20 protein-coding genes and 1 tRNA gene are annotated in these 21977 nt (G+C 45.2%); 5 read left to right on the top strand and 16 right to left on the bottom strand.

Going from position 1 to position 21977, the window contains the following annotated elements; genetic code table 11:
• Positions 1–80: 80 nt before the first annotated feature.
• From nuoF to acs, 15 genes are all read right to left on the bottom strand, one after another.
• Complete coding sequence (nuoF, locus tag KDM90_RS09335) at positions 81–1376, bottom strand: NADH-quinone oxidoreductase subunit NuoF (protein ID WP_212675326.1); 1296 nt, start codon at positions 1374–1376, stop codon at positions 81–83.
• Positions 1376–1873 carry an NADH-quinone oxidoreductase subunit NuoE gene (nuoE, locus tag KDM90_RS09330; RefSeq protein WP_212675325.1) on the bottom strand — a complete coding sequence of 166 codons (498 nt, stop codon included), beginning with the start codon at positions 1871–1873 and terminating at the stop codon, positions 1376–1378. The genes nuoF and nuoE overlap by 1 nt, the downstream gene beginning before the upstream one ends.
• An 88-nt stretch (positions 1874–1961) precedes the next feature.
• Positions 1962–3215, bottom strand: coding sequence for an NADH-quinone oxidoreductase subunit D (locus KDM90_RS09325; protein ID WP_212675324.1), 1254 nt, complete (start codon positions 3213–3215; stop codon positions 1962–1964).
• Between the two features lie 9 nt (positions 3216–3224).
• Positions 3225–3824 (bottom strand): NADH-quinone oxidoreductase subunit C, encoded by a 600-nt coding sequence (locus KDM90_RS09320; protein ID WP_212675323.1) that lies wholly within the window; start codon positions 3822–3824, stop codon positions 3225–3227.
• Between the two features lie 35 nt (positions 3825–3859).
• Positions 3860–4336 (bottom strand): NuoB/complex I 20 kDa subunit family protein, encoded by a 477-nt coding sequence (locus KDM90_RS09315; RefSeq protein ID WP_186923149.1) that lies wholly within the window; start codon positions 4334–4336, stop codon positions 3860–3862.
• Between the two features lie 17 nt (positions 4337–4353).
• Complete coding sequence (locus KDM90_RS09310; protein ID WP_212675322.1) at positions 4354–4713, bottom strand: NADH-quinone oxidoreductase subunit A; 360 nt, start codon at positions 4711–4713, stop codon at positions 4354–4356.
• 127 nt (positions 4714–4840) lie between these two features.
• Positions 4841–4925 (bottom strand) — tRNA-Leu (locus tag KDM90_RS09305).
• Between the two features lie 95 nt (positions 4926–5020).
• Positions 5021–5404: a preprotein translocase subunit SecG gene (gene secG, locus KDM90_RS09300; RefSeq protein WP_212675321.1), complete on the bottom strand. Its 384-nt coding sequence runs from the start codon at positions 5402–5404 to the stop codon at positions 5021–5023.
• A 99-nt stretch (positions 5405–5503) separates the two neighbouring features.
• Positions 5504–6250, bottom strand: a complete 747-nt coding sequence (tpiA, locus tag KDM90_RS09295) for a triose-phosphate isomerase (protein WP_212675453.1) — start codon at positions 6248–6250, stop codon at positions 5504–5506.
• A gap of 179 nt (positions 6251–6429) precedes the next feature.
• On the bottom strand, positions 6430–7407 hold the full coding sequence (locus tag KDM90_RS09290) for an NAD(P)H-quinone oxidoreductase (RefSeq protein ID WP_212675320.1): 978 nt from the start codon (positions 7405–7407) through the stop codon (positions 6430–6432).
• A gap of 198 nt (positions 7408–7605) precedes the next feature.
• Complete coding sequence (pnp, locus tag KDM90_RS09285; RefSeq protein ID WP_212675319.1) at positions 7606–9756, bottom strand: polyribonucleotide nucleotidyltransferase; 2151 nt, start codon at positions 9754–9756, stop codon at positions 7606–7608.
• Positions 9757–10030: 274 nt separating this feature from the next.
• A complete protein-coding gene (gene rpsO / locus KDM90_RS09280; RefSeq protein WP_212675318.1) occupies positions 10031–10300 on the bottom strand; it encodes a 30S ribosomal protein S15 in 270 nt (89 codons plus the stop codon).
• 229 nt (positions 10301–10529) lie between these two features.
• Positions 10530–12068: a 2-isopropylmalate synthase gene (locus KDM90_RS09275; RefSeq protein ID WP_212675317.1), complete on the bottom strand. Its 1539-nt coding sequence runs from the start codon at positions 12066–12068 to the stop codon at positions 10530–10532.
• A 360-nt stretch (positions 12069–12428) separates the two neighbouring features.
• The gene (gene pssA / locus KDM90_RS09270) at positions 12429–13298 is read right to left on the bottom strand and encodes a CDP-diacylglycerol--serine O-phosphatidyltransferase (RefSeq protein ID WP_212675316.1); all 870 of its coding nucleotides are present in this window, start codon (positions 13296–13298) and stop codon (positions 12429–12431) included.
• A 323-nt stretch (positions 13299–13621) separates the two neighbouring features.
• Complete coding sequence (acs, locus tag KDM90_RS09265) at positions 13622–15601, bottom strand: acetate--CoA ligase (protein WP_212675315.1); 1980 nt, start codon at positions 15599–15601, stop codon at positions 13622–13624.
• A gap of 392 nt (positions 15602–15993) precedes the next feature.
• On the opposite strand from acs, the gene KDM90_RS09260 reads away from it, so the two are divergent.
• The 4 genes from KDM90_RS09260 (at position 15994) to KDM90_RS09245 (ending at position 19737) form a co-directional block, all read left to right on the top strand.
• Positions 15994–16632: a TIGR00645 family protein gene (locus KDM90_RS09260; protein ID WP_212675314.1), complete on the top strand. Its 639-nt coding sequence runs from the start codon at positions 15994–15996 to the stop codon at positions 16630–16632.
• A gap of 36 nt (positions 16633–16668) precedes the next feature.
• The gene (locus KDM90_RS09255) at positions 16669–18186 is read left to right on the top strand and encodes a fumarate hydratase (RefSeq protein ID WP_212675313.1); all 1518 of its coding nucleotides are present in this window, start codon (positions 16669–16671) and stop codon (positions 18184–18186) included.
• Positions 18179–19066 carry a glutamate racemase gene (murI, locus tag KDM90_RS09250; protein WP_230409705.1) on the top strand — a complete coding sequence of 296 codons (888 nt, stop codon included), beginning with the start codon at positions 18179–18181 and terminating at the stop codon, positions 19064–19066. The genes KDM90_RS09255 and murI overlap by 8 nt, the downstream gene beginning before the upstream one ends.
• A 443-nt stretch (positions 19067–19509) precedes the next feature.
• Positions 19510–19737 carry a hypothetical protein gene (locus tag KDM90_RS09245; protein ID WP_212675311.1) on the top strand — a complete coding sequence of 76 codons (228 nt, stop codon included), beginning with the start codon at positions 19510–19512 and terminating at the stop codon, positions 19735–19737.
• 87 nt (positions 19738–19824) lie between these two features.
• Here the strand turns inward: KDM90_RS09245 and KDM90_RS09240 are convergent, their stop codons facing one another.
• Positions 19825–21018, bottom strand: a complete 1194-nt coding sequence (locus KDM90_RS09240; RefSeq protein WP_212675310.1) for an amino acid aminotransferase — start codon at positions 21016–21018, stop codon at positions 19825–19827.
• Positions 21019–21560: 542 nt separating this feature from the next.
• Here KDM90_RS09240 and KDM90_RS09235 point away from each other — a divergent pair.
• The gene (locus KDM90_RS09235; protein WP_212675309.1) at positions 21561–21914 is read left to right on the top strand and encodes a DUF1428 domain-containing protein; all 354 of its coding nucleotides are present in this window, start codon (positions 21561–21563) and stop codon (positions 21912–21914) included.
• The last annotated feature ends 63 nt before the right edge of the window (positions 21915–21977 follow it).

Below are 21977 nucleotides of genomic sequence, written 5' to 3'. Positions count from 1 at the left end.
GGTGTGCTCTGGATACGCTAAGCGAATAAATAGTCAGACTTGAATGCAATCTCAATTCAAGAACAAACGAAAGCTTTTGTTTATAAATAAGTCGGAACCAAGCAATGCTTATGCTCGATATGGTATTCAAACTCTTCACGGAAATTCTTAATAAATGCGCGCACTGGCATCGCAGCAGCATCACCCAAGGCACAAATAGTACGCCCTTGGATACCATCCGCAACAGCATTGAGCATATCCAAATCTTCTGGACGACCTTGGCCATTTTCAATGCGATGTACCATACGATATAACCAACCCGTACCTTCGCGGCATGGAGTACATTGACCGCAAGATTCTTCAAAATAGAAGTAAGATAGGCGCAACAATGATTTCACCATACAACGTGTTTCATCCATCACGATCACAGCGCCAGAACCTAACATCGAACCTGCTTTCGCAATCGAATCGTAGTCCATATCGGTCGCCATCATCACGTCACCCGTCAACACCGGCATCGATGATCCACCTGGGATGACGGCTTTGATTTTTTTACCGTCACGCATACCGCCTGCCAACTCTAACAGCGTAGCGAACGGTGTTCCGAGGGGAACTTCATAGTTACCAGGCTTGGCGACGTCACCAGACATCGAGAAAATCTTAGTGCCGCCATTATTTGGCTTACCGAGCGCTGCATAGGCTTCGCCACCCATCGCCAACACAAAAGGTACAGCGGCAAACGTCTCAGTATTATTGATCGTCGTTGGCTTGCCGTACAAACCAAAGCTCGCAGGGAACGGTGGCTTAAAGCGTGGTTGGCCTTTTTTGCCTTCGAGAGATTCCAACAACGCAGTTTCTTCACCGCAGATGTAAGCACCATAACCGTGAAATGCATGCAACTGAAATGAGAAGTCCGAACCATGAATACGATCACCCAGCATATTCGCTGCACGTGCTTCTTCCAAAGCCTCTTCAAATCGGTCGTAATCGGCAAAAATTTCACCGTGAATATAGTTGTAACCAACCGTGATTCCCATGGCGTAGGCGCCAATCGCCATACCTTCGATCAAGGCATGCGGGTTATAGCGAATAATATCGCGATCTTTGAATGTACCTGGCTCACCTTCGTCTGTATTACAAACCAGATATTTTTGTCCAGGAAACTGGCGAGGCATGAAGCTCCACTTCAAACCAGTAGGAAAACCCGCACCACCACGGCCACGCAAAGAAGAAGCCTTTAACTCGGCAATGACTTGCTCTGGAGGGATTTTTTCGTCAAGGATACGTTTTAAAGACTGATAGCCGCCACGCGCGACATAGTCTTGTAAGTGCCAGTTTTTACCGTCTAATCCGGCGAGTATCAATGGCTTGATATGGCGATTGTGTAGACTCGTCATTATTTACCCGCCTCAGTTGTTTGTGAAAGTTCCGTCACCAAAGCATCAATTTTGTCATTCGACATAAAGCTGCACATACGCTTATTGTTCACCAACAACACAGGTGCATCACCACACGCTCCCATGCACTCACCTTCCATCAAGGTAAACTGGCCATCTGCACTAGTTTCTTTGTAATCCAAACCCAATTTCTGTTTTAAATGATGTGCAGCACGTTCACCACCTGACAAGGCACAAGGCAAGTTAGTGCAAACTGTGATCTTGTGCTTACCAACTGGCTTTGTGTTGTACATATTGTAGAAAGTCGCAACTTCCTGCACAGCAACAGCTGGCATACCGATGTAATCGGCAACAAACTGCATCACTTCTGGAGACAACCAGTTTGTTTCATCTTGGGCAATCGCCAGTGCCGCCATCACTGCAGATTGGCGTTGATCCGCGGGGAACTTCGCTAACTCGCGATCAATTTTCTTTAATGCTTGCTCTGATAAGACCATCGCTTTTGCCTCAAATATCAGCCCTTACAAAGAGCTAATCATCTATCAATATTGAATTTTACAAATCACTAATGTTGTCTGGAGTGAATTAACGATCAATTTCACCGAAAACGATATCTTGTGTGCCGATAATCGTCACCGCATCGGCAATCATATGACCTTTCGCCATCTCATCCAATCCTTGCAAATGCGCAAAGCCTGGCGCACGGATCTTCATTCGATAAGGCTTATTCGCGCCGTCTGACATCAAATAGATACCAAATTCACCTTTTGGATGTTCAACAGCGGAATAGACTTCACCAGCAGGAACATGAAACCCTTCGGTAAATAATTTGAAGTGATGGATTAATTCTTCCATGTTCGACTTCATATTCACACGACTTGGTGGCGCTACTTTATGGTTAGTTGACATCACCGGACCTGGGTTATTACGCAACCATTCTACGCACTGCTTGATGATGCGATTTGATTGACGCATCTCTTCGACACGCACCAGATAACGATCATAACTATCGCCATTTACACCAACTGGAATGTCAAAATCCAACAAATCATAAACTTCGTATGGTTGCTTCTTACGCAAATCCCATTCAATACCAGAACCGCGCAGCATAGGACCAGTAAACCCCATCGCCAATGCACGCTCAGGAGATACAACGCCAATACCAACCAAGCGTTGCTTCCAAATACGGTTATCGGTCAATAGCGTTTCGTATTCATCGACATATTTTGGAAAGCGATTTGTGAAATCCTCAATGAAATCAAGCAAAGAACCTTGACGATTCTCATTCAACAAACGAATCGCTTTTTCGTTTTTCAAAATCGATGCCTTATGCTTAGGCATTTCATCTGGCAAGTCACGATAAACACCACCAGGACGGTAGTAAGCAGCGTGCATACGAGCACCAGAAACAGCCTCATAGCAATCCATTAAATCTTCACGTTCACGGAATGCGTACAACATCACTGCCATCGCACCAACGTCGAGACCATGCGCACCGATCCACAACAAGTGATTCAAGATGCGCGTAATTTCGTCAAACATGACGCGAATATATTGCGCGCGCAATGGCACTTCCAAACCAAGCATCTTTTCAATCGCCATTACATAGGCGTGCTCATTGGACATCATGGACACATAATCCAGACGATCCATGTAAGGAACCGATTGCAGAAAGGTTTTTTGTTCGGCCAACTTCTCCGTTGCACGATGCAACAAGCCGATGTGCGGATCCGCACGTTGAATCACTTCACCATCCAACTCCAACACCAAGCGCAACACGCCGTGCGCAGCTGGATGTTGCGGACCAAAGTTCAGGGTGTAATTTTTAATATCAGCCATGTTACGTCCTTACCCTTTAATCCCGTAATTTTCTTCACGAATAATGCGCGGTGTATTTTCGCGCGGCTCTATCGTGACAGGTTGATAAATCACACGTTTTTGATCTGCGTCATAGCGCATTTCAACAAAACCCGAAACAGGGAAATCTTTACGGAAAGGGTGACCAATAAAACCATAATCCGTCAAAATTCGACGAAGGTCGTTATGACCATCAAATAAAATACCAAAAAAGTCAAAAGCTTCGCGCTCATACCAGTTGACTGTACTCCAAACATCCACCAATGATGGCAATATCGGAAATTCGTCATCGTCCGCAAAAACACGCACACGGAGACGCCAGTTATGCGTTACGGAGGTCAGATGCGACACCACAGCAAAACGGCGACCTTCCCAAGCTCCATCACCATACGTTGAATAATCAACACCGCAAAGATCGATCAATTGTTCAAATGCTGTCGCAGCGCTATCACGCAAATCACACATCACTTGCAAATAATCTTTTGCGGCAACCACCACAGTCAGCTCACCAAGCGCCAATTGCGACTGCACTAGTCGCTCGCCGATGACACCTTTTACTGCAGACTCAAGTTTTTCTAGTTTGGTAGTCATTTTGCTTAATTTTGTAGATTTCTCAATCGAGGCGATTAACGAGCGATGGTATTCGTACGTTTGATCTTATTTTGCAACTGAATAATTCCGTAAATCAGCGCCTCAGCGGTAGGAGGACACCCTGGGACATAAATATCGACTGGAACAATGCGATCACAACCTCGCACAACAGAATAAGAATAATGATAATAACCGCCGCCATTCGCACAGGAACCCATAGAAACAACCCAGCGCGGCTCTGCCATTTGGTCATAAACTTTGCGTAGCGCTGGCGCCATCTTATTGCACAAAGTACCAGCAACAATCATGACATCAGACTGACGTGGAGATGGACGAAATACCACCCCAAAACGATCCAGATCATAGCGAGAACAACCAGCATGCATCATCTCAACCGCACAACAAGCCAAACCAAACGTCATTGGCCACATCGAACCGGTTTGTGTCCAGTTGATTAGCTTGTCCAAACTAGTGGTAACAAAGCCTTCGCTTAATACGCCTTCAATTGACATAAGCTTTTCCTATGAGGTCACTCCCAATCGAGTGCGCCCTTTTTCCAGATATACCAAAAACCGACCGCAAATTCCAAGATGAATCCCAACATCACCAAGAAACCAGTCCACCCCAACTCCTTCATAGACACAGCCCATGGAAAGAAGAAAGCAGTTTCGAGGTCGAACAAAATAAATAAAATCGCAACGAGGTAATAGCGCACGTCAAACTTCATACGCGCATCCTCGAAGGCTTCAAAACCACATTCGTAAGCAGAGATTTTTTGACTATCAGGCCGATGCGGCGCAAGGATACGCCCCAAAACTTGCGGCACAACCCCAACCGCAATACCAACCAAAATAAAGAGAAGAACTGGGAAATAGTTTTCGAGGTTCACGTTAGCTTATCCGTATAAAAACGCAACATTGAGATGTTAATTGCATGCTTGAGTGATTGCTCAATTCAAACTTTTTTTCGCAACCACTTCCTCGATCAAATCAAGCAGAACAGCTTGACTTATTCTTTGGTGCCGACGACGAGACTCGAACTCGTACAGCTTTCGCCACTACCCCCTCAAGATAGCGTGTCTACCAATTTCACCACGTCGGCATAAGCCCAGCATTGTACTCGTTTCAGCTCAATTGTTCAACGCACAATTGCAGTAATTCAAGATTTTTTTGCCGAACTTCTTAATCTAGATTAATTTATTTAGGGATTTCACTTGTTTGGCTTGCTGCACTCGATGCCGAGCCTACTACCGCAGCAGAAGTTGCAGTCGATGCAGCTGCAGAACTTGACTGCACCGCCTTAGCAGGCAAATTATCCATCACACCCACTGAAGGAGCCTTATTCGCGCCGAAAGAAGTCAAAATCAACGTCGCAACAAAAAACACCGCAACCGCAACCGCTGTCGACTTTGATAAAAAATTTGAAGATCCTGTCGCACCAAACAAGCTACCCGACGCACCAGACCCAAAAGAAGCTCCCATATCCGCGCCTTTACCATGCTGCAACAACACCAATCCCACGATCACTAGAGCCGAAATTACCTGCACTATCATTACCACTGTAGACAAAGAGCTATTCATTTAACACATCCAATCAAAAATTAACTTTTACAAAATCACTTCAAAAGCAATTAACCACTTTCCATCACTCACATCCCGACCCCCTACCGAGATCGCAAATTAGGCCGCGTTAATAATTGCCAAAAAATCTCCCGACTTCAAAGAGGCGCCACCAATTAGACCTCCATCAATATCCGGCATCGCGAGTAACTCTTTCGCATTATCTGGCTTCATACTACCGCCATATAAAATCCTAACCTTGTCAGATGCAAACACACTGCGCTCAGCGAGTGTTAAACGCAAAACAGCATGAACCTCTTGCGCCATTGCAGGAGTCGCTGTCTTTCCTGTCCCAATTGCCCAAACTGGCTCATAAGCAACGACAATCCGTGCCAACGCGCCATCATCCAAGACATCCATCACTGCACGCAACTGTGTAATGACAACCTCATTCGTTTTTCCAGCCTCACGCTGCTCAAGAGTCTCCCCCACACACACGATCGGACAAATATTCGAACGCAAAGCTTGCAATGCCTTTTGCGCGACCAAATCGTTCGATTCGTGATGATACGCACGCCGCTCTGAATGACCGACGATTACATATTGACATGAAAAATCAGCCAACATTGCCGAAGAAACTTCACCAGTGTACGCACCCGACTGATGCGCAGATACATCTTGAGCACCATAACCGATTGATGTCTTTGCCAGTACAGAGGCGCATTGCGAAATATACAATGACGGCACGCAAACCAACACCTCATTCTCAGAATCAATTGGCGCAGCCAATAATTCACTGAGCAAGCTGGAATTTGCCGCTAGATTACCGTTCATTTTCCAATTTCCGGCTATTAATGTTCGTCGCAGGTTTGCCATAAGGTTCAAAATTTTATTAACTCTCTATTGTATCGTGCCAGAGCGTAGGGGGTCAATTTTCAAGACAATGTTTCAGCCCGATTACGACAGATACCGCTTAAAACTCCAGTAAGTTTAAAAACTCTTCATATCTCAACTCGCGACGATTTTCAATTTAACGAGCAGGATTATCAAATTTCCAGAACCAACTTTCCAATGTGGTGCCCCGCCTCCATCTCAGCGTGCGCCCGTGCAGCCTCATGCAAAGGAAAGACATGATGGATCACAGGTCTAATTGTGGCATTCTCCAATAGGGGCCAAATCTTCTCGCGCAATGCATGAACGATCTGAGCTTTAAATTCCACATCACGAGCCCTCAATGTCGAACCGGTAATGTGCAAACGACGCCTCAGGACCTGCCCCATATCCAGTTCAGCTTTCGCTCCACCCATCAGCCCAATAATTACCAATCTACCATCATCCGCGAGCACGCTAAGATTGCGGGTCAAATATTTACCTGCAACCATATCAAGTATAAGATCGACACCTCGAGATTGGGTTTCCACCATAATTACGTCTTGAAATTCTTCATTTTGATAATTGACCCCTCGTTTAGCCCCGAAAGCTTCGACCGCACGTCGCTTTTCGTCCGAACCGACGGTCGCAAATACCTTTGCACCAAATGCATTTGCCATTTGAATCGCAGCAACTCCTATCCCAGATGCACCACCATGAACCAGCAAAGTTTCACCCGGACGCAATCCACCTCGCTCGAAAATATTCGACCAGACGGTAAAATAGGTTTCAGGTAATGACGCGGCCTCAATCAAACTCAATCCTTTTGGTACCGGCAAGCATTGTCCGACGGGTGCAACACAATATTCAGCGTAGCCACCTCCCTGCACCAATGCGCACACATAGTCACCCAACCTATGCTGACCACCTGTTAAGTCACCACCAACAATCTCACCTGCAATTTCAAGTCCTGGCAAATCAGATGCCCCTTTAGGGACAGGATAATGACCCATACGTTGCAATACGTCAGGGCGATTAACTCCAGCAGCAGCAACACGGATCAGGACCTCTCCCACGCCCGCAATAGGAATGTCGCGCGTGCATTCATGCAAGACCTCTGGCCCACCGTAGCTCGTAATTTCGATTGCTCGCATATTTTCAAGATCCATTTATCAAAAAAAATCAAACCAATCATCAACAAAACAAATCACAAATCCTGACCATGTGACCGCACTTGAGACAAAAAAAGCCGCTCGCAGGTGACTACGAGCGGCTTATCTTATTGCTTACTGGATCATAAACACCCTTTAAGCAACAGCGATCTCAAGCTATTAACTTAACAAAACTACAAATCAAGCCTCAGGTGTCGCATCTGTGCTAGCAGACTCAACTGCAGGTGCAACTGGTTCCGCTGCGGCTTTCATTGACAGTTTAAAGCGACCACGATCATCGGTTTCCAAAACCTTAACGCGAACTTGCTGACCCTCTTTAAGGTAGTCAGCAACCGCATTCACGCGCTCATTCGCAATTTGACTGATGTGCAATAAACCGTCTTTACCCGGCATGATTTGTACGATCGCACCGAAGTCCAACAACTTCAATACAGTACCTTCATAGATCTTGCCGACTTCAACCTCTGCCGTCAATTCTTCGATACGACGCTTCGCTTCTTGACCCGCTGCCGCATCAACTGAAGCGATCGTTACCACACCTTCATCGCTAATATCGATTTGTGTACCAGTTTCTTCCGTTAATGCACGAATAACGGCACCACCCTTACCGATCACATCACGGATTTTTTCTGGATTGATCTTAATTGTAATCAGGCGTGGTGCGAAGTCAGACAATTCCACCTTACCAACTGGAACTGCTTTTTGCATTTCACCGAGAATATGATCGCGACCTTCTTTGGCTTGCGCCAAAGCGACTTGCATGATTTCTTTGGTAATACCTTGAATTTTGATATCCATCTGCAATGCAGTGATACCCTCTGCAGTACCAGCGACTTTAAAGTCCATATCGCCAAGATGATCTTCATCACCCAAGATATCAGTCAAGACAGCAAACTTATTACCTTCTTTAATCAAGCCCATCGCAATACCTGCTACATGCGATTTCATCGGCACACCCGCATCCATCAACGCCAAGCAACCACCGCAAACAGACGCCATCGAAGATGAGCCATTTGACTCAGTAATTTCAGAAACCAAACGCACTGAGTAACTAAAATCTTCTGGCGCTGGCAATGCTGCCTGCAACGCACGTTTCGCTAAACGGCCATGACCAATTTCACGACGCTTAGGTGTACCAACACGACCAGTTTCACCAGTTGCAAACGGAGGCATGTTGTAATGCAACATGAAGCGATCAGAGTATTCACCCATCAAAGCATCAATCTTTTGCTCGTCACGCGAAGTACCTAAAGTTGCGATTACCAAGGCTTGTGTTTCACCGCGAGTGAACAATGCAGTACCGTGGGTACGTGGCAATACGCCAGTGCGAATCGTGATTGGACGTACAGTGCGCGTATCACGACCATCGATACGTGGCTCGCCATCCAAAATTTGAGAACGTACAATTTTAGATTCCAAGTCAAACATGATATTGCCAACTTCAGCGGAATCAGGCGCATCAACGCCAGCTGCAGCGGCTTGCTCAGCCAAAGCAGCGGAGACTGCTGCACTTGCTGCTTTCAATTGCTCAGTACGCGCTTGTTTTTCTTTAATTTGATAAGCAGAACGCAGCAAAGGCTCAGCAACTGCAGTCACAGCAGCAATCAAAGGCTCGTTCTTTGGCGCTGGCGCCCATTCAACTTCAGGCTTACCACCTTCACTCACCAAATCATGAATCGCATCAATCACGGCCTTCATCTGTGTATGACCATACACGACCGCACCCAACATCACTTCTTCAGACAATTGTTGCGCTTCTGATTCCACCATCAACACTGCTGATTCTGTACCAGCCACCACCAAATCCATCGCGGAGGATTTCAATTGTGTCGCAGTTGGGTTCAATACATATTGTCCATCGATATAACCCACACGTGCCGCACCAACTGGGCCGTTAAATGGAATACCTGACAAGCAGATCGCCGCAGATGCACCAATCATCGACGCGATATCTGGATCAATTTCAGGATTGACTGACAAGACGTGCACAATCACCTGCACTTCGTTCAAATATCCCTCTGGGAACAATGGACGGATCGGACGATCAATCAAACGTGAAGTCAAAGTTTCTTTTTCTGAAGGACGACCTTCACGCTTGAAGAAGCCACCAGGAATGCGACCCGCCGCATAACTCTTCTCCATGTAATCCACGGTCAATGGGAAAAAGTCTTGACCTGGCTTTGCATCTTTTTTTGCAACAACGGTTGCCAATACCACAGTATCTTCAATCGATACCATTACCGCACCAGACGCTTGACGTGCGATTTCACCTGTCTCCAATGTCACTGTATGTTGACCATATTGGAATGATTTTGTAACTTTATTAAACACAATGTGTCCTTTCACTATTTACTGCTATTGCCGACAGATTTCCAGGCGCTGTCGTTCACCTCACCACATGCGATCCACACTGCATCGCCCTACTTCACAAGCATCTCACAACAACGTATTTTTTTGCAAAATGTTCGCTCTTACTTCTAACCATGCCACAATTTTTTACGCAAATTATGACAACTTAAAGGCAAAAAGCCTGCGACAGCAACACTGACGCAGGCTTTTCACTTTAATTTCTTGCTAGGCTCAGCAAAATATTCTGACGAATAGATTACTTACGCAAGCCGAGTTTTTCGATCAATGAACGATAACGGTTCAAGTCTTTCTTTTTCAAATAAGACAACAAACTCTTACGGCGATTAACCATCATAATCAGACCACGACGTGAATGATGATCCTTGAGGTGAGCTTTGAAGTGACCGTTCAAGTCATTGATACGTGCAGTCAACAAAGCGACTTGCACTTCTGGAGAACCTGTGTCGTTTTGACCACGGGCATTATCCGCAACGATGGCGGCTTTTGCACTTTTTTCGATAGACATCTTATTTCCTTTACATGCGATATCAAGAGTGAGGATTTACACCAAGACCATCGATATCGTGAATTTACATTAACAAATCCCATCAAAATTTGATGAGACCGCGACTATAGCATGAAAAACAGGGAGAACTCAAGGCAAGACATGAAATGATTCCCTTTACGCGAAGTATACGTACGAAATCACCTCACCCCATCGTTTCAACAAATTATCCTAATTCGACCAATAATTTTCAAATCTGCGGATTTAACTTCTCAACCTTAGAATGCAATTTATTTAAGGCCGAAATATAAGCCTTGGCGGAAGCTACTACGATATCAGGATCGGCACCTACACCATTGACAATACGCCCTGCTTTACTCAGCCGTATCGTCACTTCACCTTGGGATTGCGTACCCGCTGTAATCGCATTAATCGAGAACAGCAACAATTCCGCTTCACTCTTCACTTCCGATTCGATCGCATTCACAATCGCGTCTACCGCACCATTACCTTGCGCAATACAAGATTTTTCGCGATCACCAATCGTCATCACGACCACTGCTGACGAGCGCTCACCCGTTTCAGAATGCTGACTAATCGAGACCAAGCGATAGTGATCGGCGTCGTGCGAATGTTCCTCTTCCGCGACCACAGCCATAATATCTTCATCAAAGATTTCCGCTTTTTTGTCTGCCAAATCTTTAAATCTTGCGAATGCTGCATTCACCTCAGTTTCAGACTCCAATGCGATGCCTAATTCTTGCAAACGTTGTTTGAATGCGTTACGGCCAGAGAGTTTACCCAGAACGATTTTATTTGCGCTCCAACCGACGTCTTCTGCGCGCATAATTTCATAGGTATTGCGCGCCTTCAAAATACCATCTTGATGAATACCTGAGGCATGGGCAAATGCATTGGCACCAACGATCGCCTTGTTCGGCTGCACAGCAAAGCCAGTGATTTGCGACACCATTTTTGAGGTTGCCACGATCTGTGTGGTATCAATACCGATATCGAGATTAAAGTGATCTTTACGCGTACGTACAGCCATCACGATTTCTTCGAGCGCGGTATTGCCCGCACGCTCACCAAGGCCGTTAATCGTACATTCCACCTGACGCGCACCACCAATCATTACACCTGCTAAGGAGTTGGCCACAGCCATCCCCAAATCGTTATGACAATGGACCGACCAAATTGCCTTATCTGAATTCGGTATAGTCTCGCGCAAACGTTTCAAAGTATTACCGTACAATTCAGGCACACCATAGCCGACCGTATCCGCAAAGTTGATCGTTGTTGCACCTTCTTTAATCACCGCTTCAATGACGCGGCAGAGAAAATCAAAATCAGAACGGCTCGCGTCCTCCGGGCTAAATTCGACATCATCTGTAAATTGACGCGCAAAGCGCACGGCTTGGATTGCCTGCTCAAGCACTTGATCTGGACTCATACGCAATTTCATTTCCATATGCAATGGTGAGGTTGCGATGAAGGTGTGAATACGTTTGCGTTGCGCTTTTTCAAGCGCCTCGGCAGCACGAGAAATATCTCTATCATTGGCACGAGAAAGCGAGCAAATAATTGGTTCACGCACCGCTGCGGCAATCGCCTTAATCGATTCAAAATCGCCAGGAGAGGCAGCAGCAAAACCTGCTTCGATCACATCGACTTTCAAACGCTCCAGTTGACGCGCAATCCTGACTTTTTCATCGCGCGTCATTGATGCGCCAGGAGATTGTTCGCCATCACGCAAAGTTGTATCGAAAATAATGAGCTTGTCCGCCATGTTTGCCTCCCAAAATACCGCAATAAAAAGAAAAATTAGAATAAACAAAAAAAATTTAAGAACCTGTCGAGTAAAACTCGCTGACTTGAATAGGCTTTTCCAACCCTTGCAAGACACACACGGGTGAGAGGCTACTCAAGTTGTGGGATAGAGAGATTTAGCGCGCGAGCGCTAGTAGATTCGCCAAAGATAGCGCTAGTAGAGATGCTAGGATAGTAGCAACTGGTAATGCGAACGACAAAAGCAGATCAGAGCGATCTGCTTTCATGTTTGCTTTTTGAGCAAAAAATGTCGTCGTTGGGAATGTCATGCAGAAGACTATAAGCGGGATTACAGCAAAGTGCAAGTGCAATACCTCAATTATTTCTTAATGTCGTCAACTTCATCATGGTTTTCTGACGTGAGTTGGATGAGGCTAACGGGACGCCCTTTACGCCAACGCCAAAGCAGAAGAACATAACCTGACAAGGCGTACAAAACAAACAATCCAAAAAGAACTTTTGGTGGATCGCTCACGACCGCAACATAAGCCAAAACAACTAAGAATGGCGCGATGAAGGGCACGGAGCGCTTCAAGTTTAAATCTTTAAAACTGTAAAAAGGAACATTAGTCACCATCGTCAAACCGGCAAACAATGCGACGCCCCAGGCAAACCACCGCACATCAGTACCAGCTATCGCCAAATCGTCCATTAACAAAATAAAACCTGCAACCAAAGCTGCGGCTGCAGGACTTGGCAAACCTTGGAAATAACGTTTATCGACTACCGTAATGTTTGCGTTGAAACGAGCGAGTCGCAATGCGGCACCTGCGCAATAAACAAACGCAGCTAACCAACCTAGCTTTCCCATTCCTTTTAATGCCCATTCGTAGGCAATCAAAGCGGGAGCGACTCCAAACGACACCATATCCGACAGACTATCGTATTGCGCACCGAATTCGCTTTGCGTATTGGTCATACGCGCAACACGTCCATCTAAACTATCGAGCACCATTGCAATAAAAATTGCTAGGCCAGAGTGTTCAAATTTCTGATTCATCGCCATGACAATCGCGTAAAAACCGCAAAACAGTGCTGCCGTCGTAAACGCATTCGGCAATAAATAAATGCCTCGTGCTGGCTTATTTGGCGCCAGATTCAATTGTCCTTGTTCGACACCATTTTTTCTTGCGCCGCGAGGAAACAACTTAAAACTACCTTTTGGCTTGCGATTTTTGATTGAACTCATGCTAAATGTTTGATATGAATGATAGAAACGCAGGCGACTATTTTTTAAGCAAGTGACGGAATCTTAGTTTTTCTATTCGATTATTTGCAAAGACCGTCCCGCGATGCGCTGAAGTATAACCGTGAAAGTCTAATCAGAAAACTATTTCAAATTAGGTTGAGCATTCAGAAAATGGCCTTAAAAATCACTGACCTAACAAAAACTCGTTGCAATTGACACAGCTTTTAAAGTCCTACTAAGCTAGATTGCGCAACAAAAAAGGCTTTGTCAATGACAAAGCCTTTTTGCATTCCGGCGAGCGGATTGACCAATTAAACGTGCATTTACTGTGCTTGTTTCAATTGTTCAAGAATCGCTGGATTCTCCAAAGTCGATACGTCTTGGGTAATTTCTTCACCTTTGGCCAATACACGCAACAAGCGACGCATGATTTTGCCGGAACGTGTTTTAGGTAAATTATCACCGAAGCGAATTTCTTTTGGTTTGGCAATCGGGCCAATTTCTTTCGCCACCCAATTACGCAATTCCAAAGCAATTTGTTTAGCTTCATCACCGGTTGGACGACTACGTTTTAACACCACGAACGCACAAATTGCCTCGCCCGTCGTATCGTCTGGCTTACCAACCACGGCGGCTTCAGCCACCAAAGGATTCGCAACCAAAGCCGATTCGATTTCCATAGTGCCCATACGATGACCAGATACATTCAACACGTCATCAATACGACCCGTAATCGTGAAATAGCCCGTTTCTTTATTGCGAATAGCACCATCACCCGCGAGATAAGTTTTACCGCCCAATTCTTCTGGGAAATAACTCTTCTTGAAGCGATCAGTATCACCCCAGATATTACGTATCATCGAAGGCCATGGACGTTTGACGACCAAAATACCGCCCTGCCCGTTTGGCAAATCCGCACCCGTTTCATCCACAATCGCCGCCATAATCCCAGGCAAAGGCAAAGTACAAGAGCCTGGTACCAAGGGAGTCGCACCTGGCAAAGGCGTGATCATGTGACCGCCAGTTTCTGTTTGCCAGAAGGTATCGACGATAGGACATTTTTCACCGCCGATATTGCGGTAGTACCACATCCAAGCTTCAGGGTTAATCGGTTCACCGACTGAACCGAGCAAACGCAATGATGTCAAATCATACTTATTCGGATGAATTGCTGCATCGCCATCAGCTGCTTTAATTAAAGAACGAATGGCGGTAGGTGCCGTGTAGAAAATCGTTGCCTTGTGCTTTTGTATCATGTCCCAGAATCGACCAGCATTTGGGTAAGTTGGAATACCTTCAAATACGATTTCAGTCGTGCCCATCGCTAATGGGCCGTAAGTGATATACGTGTGCCCGGTGACCCAACCAATATCAGCAGTACACCAAAATATGTCGTTAGGCTTCACGTCAAAGGTCCACTTCATGGTGAGCATTGCCCACAACAAGTAGCCACCCGAAGAATGCTGCACGCCCTTTGGCTTACCAGTGGAACCAGAAGTGTACAAAATGAATAAAGGATGATCCGCATTGACCCACTCAGGCTCACACTCAGTCGCTTGATTCGCAACTAAATCATGCATCCATAAGTCTCGTGCCGGATTAAAAGGTGCATTACCACCTGTGCGTTTATAGACAATTACTTTTACGACTTTTTCGCACTCACCTAAGCCTAAAGCCTCATCGACAATCGCTTTCAGTGGTAGTTGTTTACCACCACGAACTTGCTCGTCGGCAGTGATGACAATGCTCGCACCAACGTCAACAATTCGTTCTTGTAAAGATTTTGCAGAGAAGCCGCCGAACACAACGGAATGCGTTGCGCCAATGCGTGCGCAAGCTTGCATTGCAACGACACCTTCTACTGACATTGGCATGTAGATGACAACGCGATCATCTTTCTTAACGCCTAAAGAGCGCAGCCCATTGGCAAACTGACAGACTTTTGCATGCAAATCTTTGTAGCTGACTTTGGTGACTTCGCCACCATCCGCTTCAAAAATAATCGCAATCTTATCGCCCAAACCTTTTTGAATATTGACGTCGAGGCAGTTGTAAGAAACATTCAACAAGCCATCGTCGAACCACTTGTACAAGGGGGCATTAGATTCATCTAATGTCGTGGTGAATGGTTTATGCCAATGTAGATTTTCGCGCGCTAATTTAGCCCAAAATCCTTCGTAATCATTGGCGGCTTCAGCACAGAGTGCGTTGTACGCATCCATGCCAGAGATCGCGGCGTTTGCAACAAAATTCGCCGGTGGGGGGAACACACGTGATTCAGTTTTTACTTCTTGATCCGACATAATTGTCTCCATGCTGTTGTGAATATCAAAAAAGTTCGAATTGCACACCGTAAATGTATAGACAAGTTCAATGTGACGATCGACGAAAATTTGCCAATTCGCCTTCAAGCCTTTTTGATATTCACCACTTATTATGTTTTGACGTCGATTCTAAGGCTAGCAGTCCAAAAAAGCTATTTTTTAGTGAGTGGTATTACACCCAAATTGTGACTTCTGCGACAGGTTTAACTTGATTTAACACAATAAAACTGCAATTAGCTTGCAGCGCAGACATTGCCCGTGCATCGGTGTAAAATGCGGGCAATTTTTAAATGCAATCGAACTCATCTTTATCAGTCTGAATCACACCAAAATTTTTAAGAAAACCCATCTTTCTTCCATAAAGGTTTTGCATGTCCCTTACTACTCAAGTTAACGAACCACAAAAACTATCCAGTCTATCTAAATTTATCTTTGCGAGTCGATGGCTACAGCTGCCGCTATACCTCGGCCTGATACTGGCACAGTGCGTTTACGTCTACCATTTTTGGGTAGAATTAGTCGATTTAATTCGCGCGGCGATGGGTGATGGTGTTGCACTACAACACCTGTTAGATGCAGTTTCCGTCGCAGCCACCCATGGAAAAGAAGGCGTAGAAGCGATACCGCGCCCAACCAAACTCAATGAAACCACAATCATGCTAGTGGTACTCGGGCTGATCGATGTCGTCATGATCTCTAACTTATTGATCATGGTCATCGTAGGTGGCTATGAAACTTTCGTTTCACGTCTAGGATTGCAAAATCACCCTGACCAACCCGAATGGCTATCGCACGTCAACGCAACCGTACTGAAGGTCAAATTAGCGATGGCGATTATCGGAATTTCTTCAATTCATTTATTGAAAACTTTTATCAATGTCAAATCGTATGACGCAAAAGACCTCATCGCACAAACTGTGATTCACGTGGTGTTCTTATTGTCCGCCTTGGCGATTGCCTATTGCGATCAGCTAATGACAAAAACTCAGCAGCAAGCGAGCAAACACTAATTTCATTCATTTTCATTCCACTCAAAAGAGCCCATCATGACCATTATTAAGCAAGACGATCTCATTGAATCCGTCGCCGCCGCTTTGCAATACATCAGCTATTACCATCCTGCCGATTACATTGCGCATTTGGCGCGTGCTTATGAGATAGAACAAAGCCCTGCGGCAAAAGATGCGATTGCACAAATTTTGACCAATTCACGCATGTGTGCAGAAGGTAAGCGCCCTATTTGCCAAGACACTGGTATTGTGAATGTATTCTTAAAAATTGGTATGGGCGTGCGCTTTGAGGGTTTCTCAGGTTCGATTATTGATGCCGTGAATGAAGGTGTGCGTCGTGGCTATGCCTATTCGGAAAACGTCTTGCGCGCATCTATCGTGGCTGATCCACAATTTGATCGCAAAAATACCAAAGACAATACACCAGCGGTAGTTCATATGGAGCTGGTTCCTGGGAATACCGTGGACGTACAACTCGCAGCAAAAGGCGGCGGTTCGGAAAACAAAACCAAGTTCGTGATGTTAAATCCATCTGATTCTTTGGTGGATTGGGTCATGAAAACTGTACCGACAATGGGCGCTGGCTGGTGCCCCCCTGGTATGCTTGGTATTGGTATCGGCGGCACTGCCGAAAAAGCGATGTTGATGGCGAAGGAATCCTTAATGGAAGATATCGACATGCATGAACTCAAATTGCGCGGGCCACAAAATAAGACTGAAGAACTACGTATCGAATTGTGCGACAAAATCAATGCACTTGGTATCGGCGCACAAGGCTTGGGCGGCTTAACAACAGTGCTCGACGTCAAGATCAATATGTACCCAACGCATGCGGCATCGAAACCAGTTGCCATGATTCCTAACTGCGCAGCGACACGTCATGCGCATTTCGTACTCGACGGCTCTGGTCCTAGCTACATGGAACCACCATCATTGTCGAATTGGCCCGATGTGCATTGGGTCGCCGACACTGAAAAATCCAAACGCATTGATTTAAATACACTAACCAAAGAAGAAGTCGCGTCTTGGACACCAGGTCAAACGTTGTTATTGAACGGTAAGATGCTGACTGGTCGCGATGCGGCACACAAACGTATTCAAGACATGCTGGCGAAAGGCGAACAACTTCCAGTTGATTTCACCAATCGCGTTATTTACTACGTTGGCCCAGTTGATCCAGTACGTGATGAAGCAGTTGGTCCAGCTGGCCCAACCACTGCAACGCGTATGGATAAATTCACCGACATGATGTTGGAAAAGACAGGTTTAATTTCCATGATCGGTAAAGCGGAACGCGGTCCAGCGGCAATTGAATCGATCAAGAATCATAAGTCGGCCTACCTAATGGCGGTCGGTGGTGCGGCTTACTTGGTGTCAAAGGCCATCAAGACTGCCAAAGTGGTTGGTTTTGCCGATCTCGGTATGGAAGCGATCTACGAGTTTGACGTGGTCGATATGCCAGTCACCGTTGCGGTTGATTCGAATGGCACTTCCGTTCACAACACGGGTCCAAAAGAATGGCAAGCAAAAATTGGAATTATTCCCGTTGCCTAATACTCAAAACAAACTAAGTACATCAAGCCTTCAAGCTGAACACAAACACGCCGACAGCAATGCGCCTGTTGGCGTGTTTGATTCTGGTATTGGCGGCGTGTCAGTACTCAGGCATTTGCGCGAACAGCTCCCGAACGAAGATTTTTTATACTTCGCTGATACGGCATTTGCACCTTATGGCGAACGCTCCAATGAAGAACTGATCGAACGCAGCATTAGGATTACCGAATTCTTTTTGCAGCAGAAAATCAAAGCTCTGGTGATTGCTTGCAATACAGCGACTGCAGCTGCGGTCGCTGTGTTACGCACGCGTTACCCAAACTTAATTATCATTGGTATGGAACCTGGCATCAAACCAGCGGCAGCGCAAAGCTCCAGCAAAATTGTCGGTGTTTTAGCGACCAAAAGCACCTTGGCAAGTGAAAAATTCACACGACTAAGCCAACATGTGAGCCTCGCAACTCAAACGGAATTTATTTCACAAGCATGCGTAGGTTTGGTCAATCAAATTGAATTGGGTGATTTGAAATCGGAAAAAATCCTTGACCTACTTCGCCTCTACGTACACCCACTTCTCGCACAAAATGTGGATACCATCGTTTTAGGTTGCACACATTATCCGTTCGTCGCTCCGCAAATCGATCAAGTCATACAGGAATATTTTGCGGGAGATTCAAAGAGACAAATTCACATTATTGATACGGGTGAGGCCGTTGCGCGTCGACTCAAGCAGCAACTCCTCGACAGCAACTTGCTTTCAAAGTGTAAAGACTCATCACTTGTTTCTTACACCACTGGCAGTGTATATACACTGCAACTCGCTTTAAATTTCAACCACAATTCAACCTGTGTCTTTGAAATTCAAAAAATTATAATTTAATCGATAACTCAATTCACCAAGAAATATTTTGGTTTGCGTGCGGCTGGCAATTTGCCTTAATGACGTAAGCGTTTTTCCATGCGAATGAGCAGGACGCTTTATTGTCTAGCCCAATCGACACAATCCAAAACACAACACACGGGCTCGCATTGCTCATCCCCACAAAAAACGAATCAATCTGATCTTTAACTTTCTTTGTATTGTTTTCACTGAACTTAACAAAGTTTACCAAGAAAAAACCAGCTGCTTAAATGCGACAAGTATGATTTCGATAATTCATTTTTTACATAATTATCTATACACATAGAATTTATTTTGCTACTATTTTTTTGTAGTAATTATTTTATGAAAATATTTTAATGCTACTTTTTTACACTACAATTCATCTCATCATTTTGCAGAATAGATGAGAAAACTGAGATCGATAATTACAAGGAGTCAAAATGAAAGCTTTAAAAAAAGCACTATTGAGTTTAGGTTTGGGTGTTACCGTTTTAATGGCAACAATTGGTAGCGCGTTTGCATACCCTCCTTACGGGACAGTGTATGAATGGTTGCTTGAGTGCCGCGCTGGCAGTGAAGCCTCTTGCGTCAAAGTCGATCGTTACGGTGGGTACTATGGAATCAATCGTCATACTGATCCAAGCAATTTGCCTGATCCATGGAATTAATGACGATTTGAGACTTTACTCTCTCAACATATATTCCCTCAAAAAAAAACGCCGACATAAGTCGGCGTTTTTTTTATTGAAAAGGCTCTATGCCAATACTGCCGCCATTGCCGCTGCTGTCGCCTCAACATTGCGCGTATTCAAACCCGCTACGCACATACGACCAGAGCGTACTAAATATACACCGAACTCTTCTTTCAGACGATCACATTGTTCAGCTGTCAAACCGGTGTAACTAAACATACCGCGTTGCGTCAAGAAATAGCTGAAATCACGACCAGGTACTTTCGCCACCAAAACGTCATGTAAAGCTTTACGCATAGCTTGAATACGATCACGCATCGCAACCACTTCCGCTTCCCACATAGGGCGCAACTCAGGATCAGTTAACACCGTCGCTACTAATTGCCCGCCATGCATAGGAGGATTGGAGTAATTACGACGAATGATCGCTTTCATTTGGCCTAATACATTCACCGCTTGCGCTGCATCTGGACAAACCACGCTCAAGGCACCACAACGCTCGCCGTACAAACTCATACTCTTAGAGAATGAATTCGCGACAAAGAAACTCAAACCTTGATCCGCCAACAAACGAATAGCGAATGCATCTTCTTCGATACCATCGCCATAGCCTTGATATGCCAAATCGAGGAAAGGAATCAAGTTACGCTCTTTGAACACAGGGATCAATTGTTCCCACTGTGCTTTTGTTAAATCGACGCCCGTTGGATTATGGCAGCAAGCATGCAATAAGACGACGGATTTTTCTTCCGCTTGTTTCAAGCTCGCCAGCATTTCGTCGAAACGCAAACCGCCAGTTTCTGGATTGTAATAAGGATATGCTTTCACTATTAATCCAGAACCTTCAAACACAGCGCGATGATTATCCCAAGTTGGATCACTCACCAACATCGTCGTGTTTGGGAAATAGCGCTTAACAAAATCTGCACCTACTTTTAAGCCACCACTTGAACCGACTGTTTGCAAAGTGACGACACGACCTTCTTTGACAGCAGGACGATCAGCGCCAAACAACAAATGCTGCACCGCTGTACGGAAATTTGCCGCGCCTTCCATTGGCAAATAAGGACGAGCACCAGCCGCTTCAACCACTTTCAATTCAGCAGCACGAACCGATGGCAACATTGGAATCTTGCCGTTATCGTCAAAATAAATCCCAATCGACAAATTAATCTTGTTTGGGCGGGTATCTTTACCAAACGCTTCATTCAAGGAAAGGATAGGATCGCCTGCATAGGCTTCGACGTGCTGAAACATGTTAAAACTCCAAGTGTAAAAAATCGAGATGACTAACCAAAAAAATAAAATAAACTGCAAACTTTAAAAAACGTTCACCCGCTTTTTTCGTTGACCTTGCAACAAAAAAAATCGAAAGCAAAAACGCCAACCACATAATAAAAATTTAAGACTATCGTGCGAGCACCAAGCATCGGTTTGTTCGACGAAGTTCAACCGATAAGCCAGCGGATCAACGCTGAAACCATCGGAATTGCTCGACAGGAGCAATCGTTCTTGAATTCTTTAACTCATTGTAAGAGCGAGAATAAAGACGAAACTACTTCTATAGTGAAATTGGATCAGACCGATATTTTGACACAATATCGATGCAAAATGCCGTAAATAGCGTGAATTCTTGGCGTTTAAGCGTGATAGGAATCAGATTCAAAAGGGATTCTCATCATTCACAGGCAATATTTTCTTGTCACGACCACCGCGCTTGTCTACACTAAACCGGCAAACGCACCCCATGCAAGCCAGAGCCAATATCGGTGGAGCTGCAAAGAAAAAAGGGAAAACAAATGAACTATGTGGATGGTTTTATTATTGCGGTACCAACCGCTAACAAAGCGATGTATCAGAAATTTTCAGAGCAATCAGCAGCGCTCTTTAAGGAATTTGGTGTCATTCAAATTGTCGAGTGTTGGGGTGATGACGTTCCACTAGGAAAACTCACGTCATTCCCACAAGCTGTCATGTGTCAAGACGATGAAACCGTTGTGTTTTCATGGATGACATGGCCATCCAAAACAGTACGAGACAACGCTTGGGACAAAATGATGGCAGATCCGCGCTTTTCCCCAGAAAACATGCCCATGCCTTTCGATGGCAAAAGAATGATTTACGGTGGGTTTCAAAAAATTGTAGAAATTTAAGGCGCGAATGCAAGGCAATCAAAAGATTTTGTTGCCTCGTCAGTAAAACTAGGTCTACGCGTT

The sequence above is a fragment of the Affinundibacterium fentianense genome, from assembly GCF_018139545.1.
Lineage (GTDB): Bacteria > Pseudomonadota > Gammaproteobacteria > Burkholderiales > Burkholderiaceae_D > Undibacterium > Undibacterium fentianense.
This window is presented reverse-complemented; position numbering and strand designations above follow the sequence as displayed.

Bases quoted from the DNA above. Each gene is read 5' to 3' on its own strand.
- nuoF (WP_212675326.1), bottom strand. From the start codon at position 1,376: ATGACGAGTCTACACAATCGCCATATCAAGCCATTGATACTCGCCGGA.
- nuoE (WP_212675325.1), bottom strand. From the start codon at position 1,873: ATGGTCTTATCAGAGCAAGCATTAAAGAAAATTGATCGCGAGTTAGCG.
- KDM90_RS09325 (WP_212675324.1), bottom strand. From the start codon at position 3,215: ATGGCTGATATTAAAAATTACACCCTGAACTTTGGTCCGCAACATCCA.
- KDM90_RS09320 (WP_212675323.1), bottom strand. From the start codon at position 3,824: ATGACTACCAAACTAGAAAAACTTGAGTCTGCAGTAAAAGGTGTCATC.
- KDM90_RS09315 (WP_186923149.1), bottom strand. From the start codon at position 4,336: ATGTCAATTGAAGGCGTATTAAGCGAAGGCTTTGTTACCACTAGTTTG.
- secG (WP_212675321.1), bottom strand. From the start codon at position 5,404: ATGAATAGCTCTTTGTCTACAGTGGTAATGATAGTGCAGGTAATTTCG.
- KDM90_RS09290 (WP_212675320.1), bottom strand. From the start codon at position 7,407: ATGCGAGCAATCGAAATTACGAGCTACGGTGGGCCAGAGGTCTTGCAT.
- rpsO (WP_212675318.1), bottom strand. From the start codon at position 10,300: ATGTCTATCGAAAAAAGTGCAAAAGCCGCCATCGTTGCGGATAATGCC.
- KDM90_RS09275 (WP_212675317.1), bottom strand. From the start codon at position 12,068: ATGGCGGACAAGCTCATTATTTTCGATACAACTTTGCGTGATGGCGAA.
- pssA (WP_212675316.1), bottom strand. From the start codon at position 13,298: ATGAGTTCAATCAAAAATCGCAAGCCAAAAGGTAGTTTTAAGTTGTTT.
- acs (WP_212675315.1), bottom strand. From the start codon at position 15,601: ATGTCGGATCAAGAAGTAAAAACTGAATCACGTGTGTTCCCCCCACCG.
- KDM90_RS09260 (WP_212675314.1), top strand. From the start codon at position 15,994: ATGTCCCTTACTACTCAAGTTAACGAACCACAAAAACTATCCAGTCTA.
- KDM90_RS09255 (WP_212675313.1), top strand. From the start codon at position 16,669: ATGACCATTATTAAGCAAGACGATCTCATTGAATCCGTCGCCGCCGCT.
- KDM90_RS09245 (WP_212675311.1), top strand. From the start codon at position 19,510: ATGAAAGCTTTAAAAAAAGCACTATTGAGTTTAGGTTTGGGTGTTACC.
- KDM90_RS09240 (WP_212675310.1), bottom strand. From the start codon at position 21,018: ATGTTTCAGCACGTCGAAGCCTATGCAGGCGATCCTATCCTTTCCTTG.
- KDM90_RS09235 (WP_212675309.1), top strand. From the start codon at position 21,561: ATGAACTATGTGGATGGTTTTATTATTGCGGTACCAACCGCTAACAAA.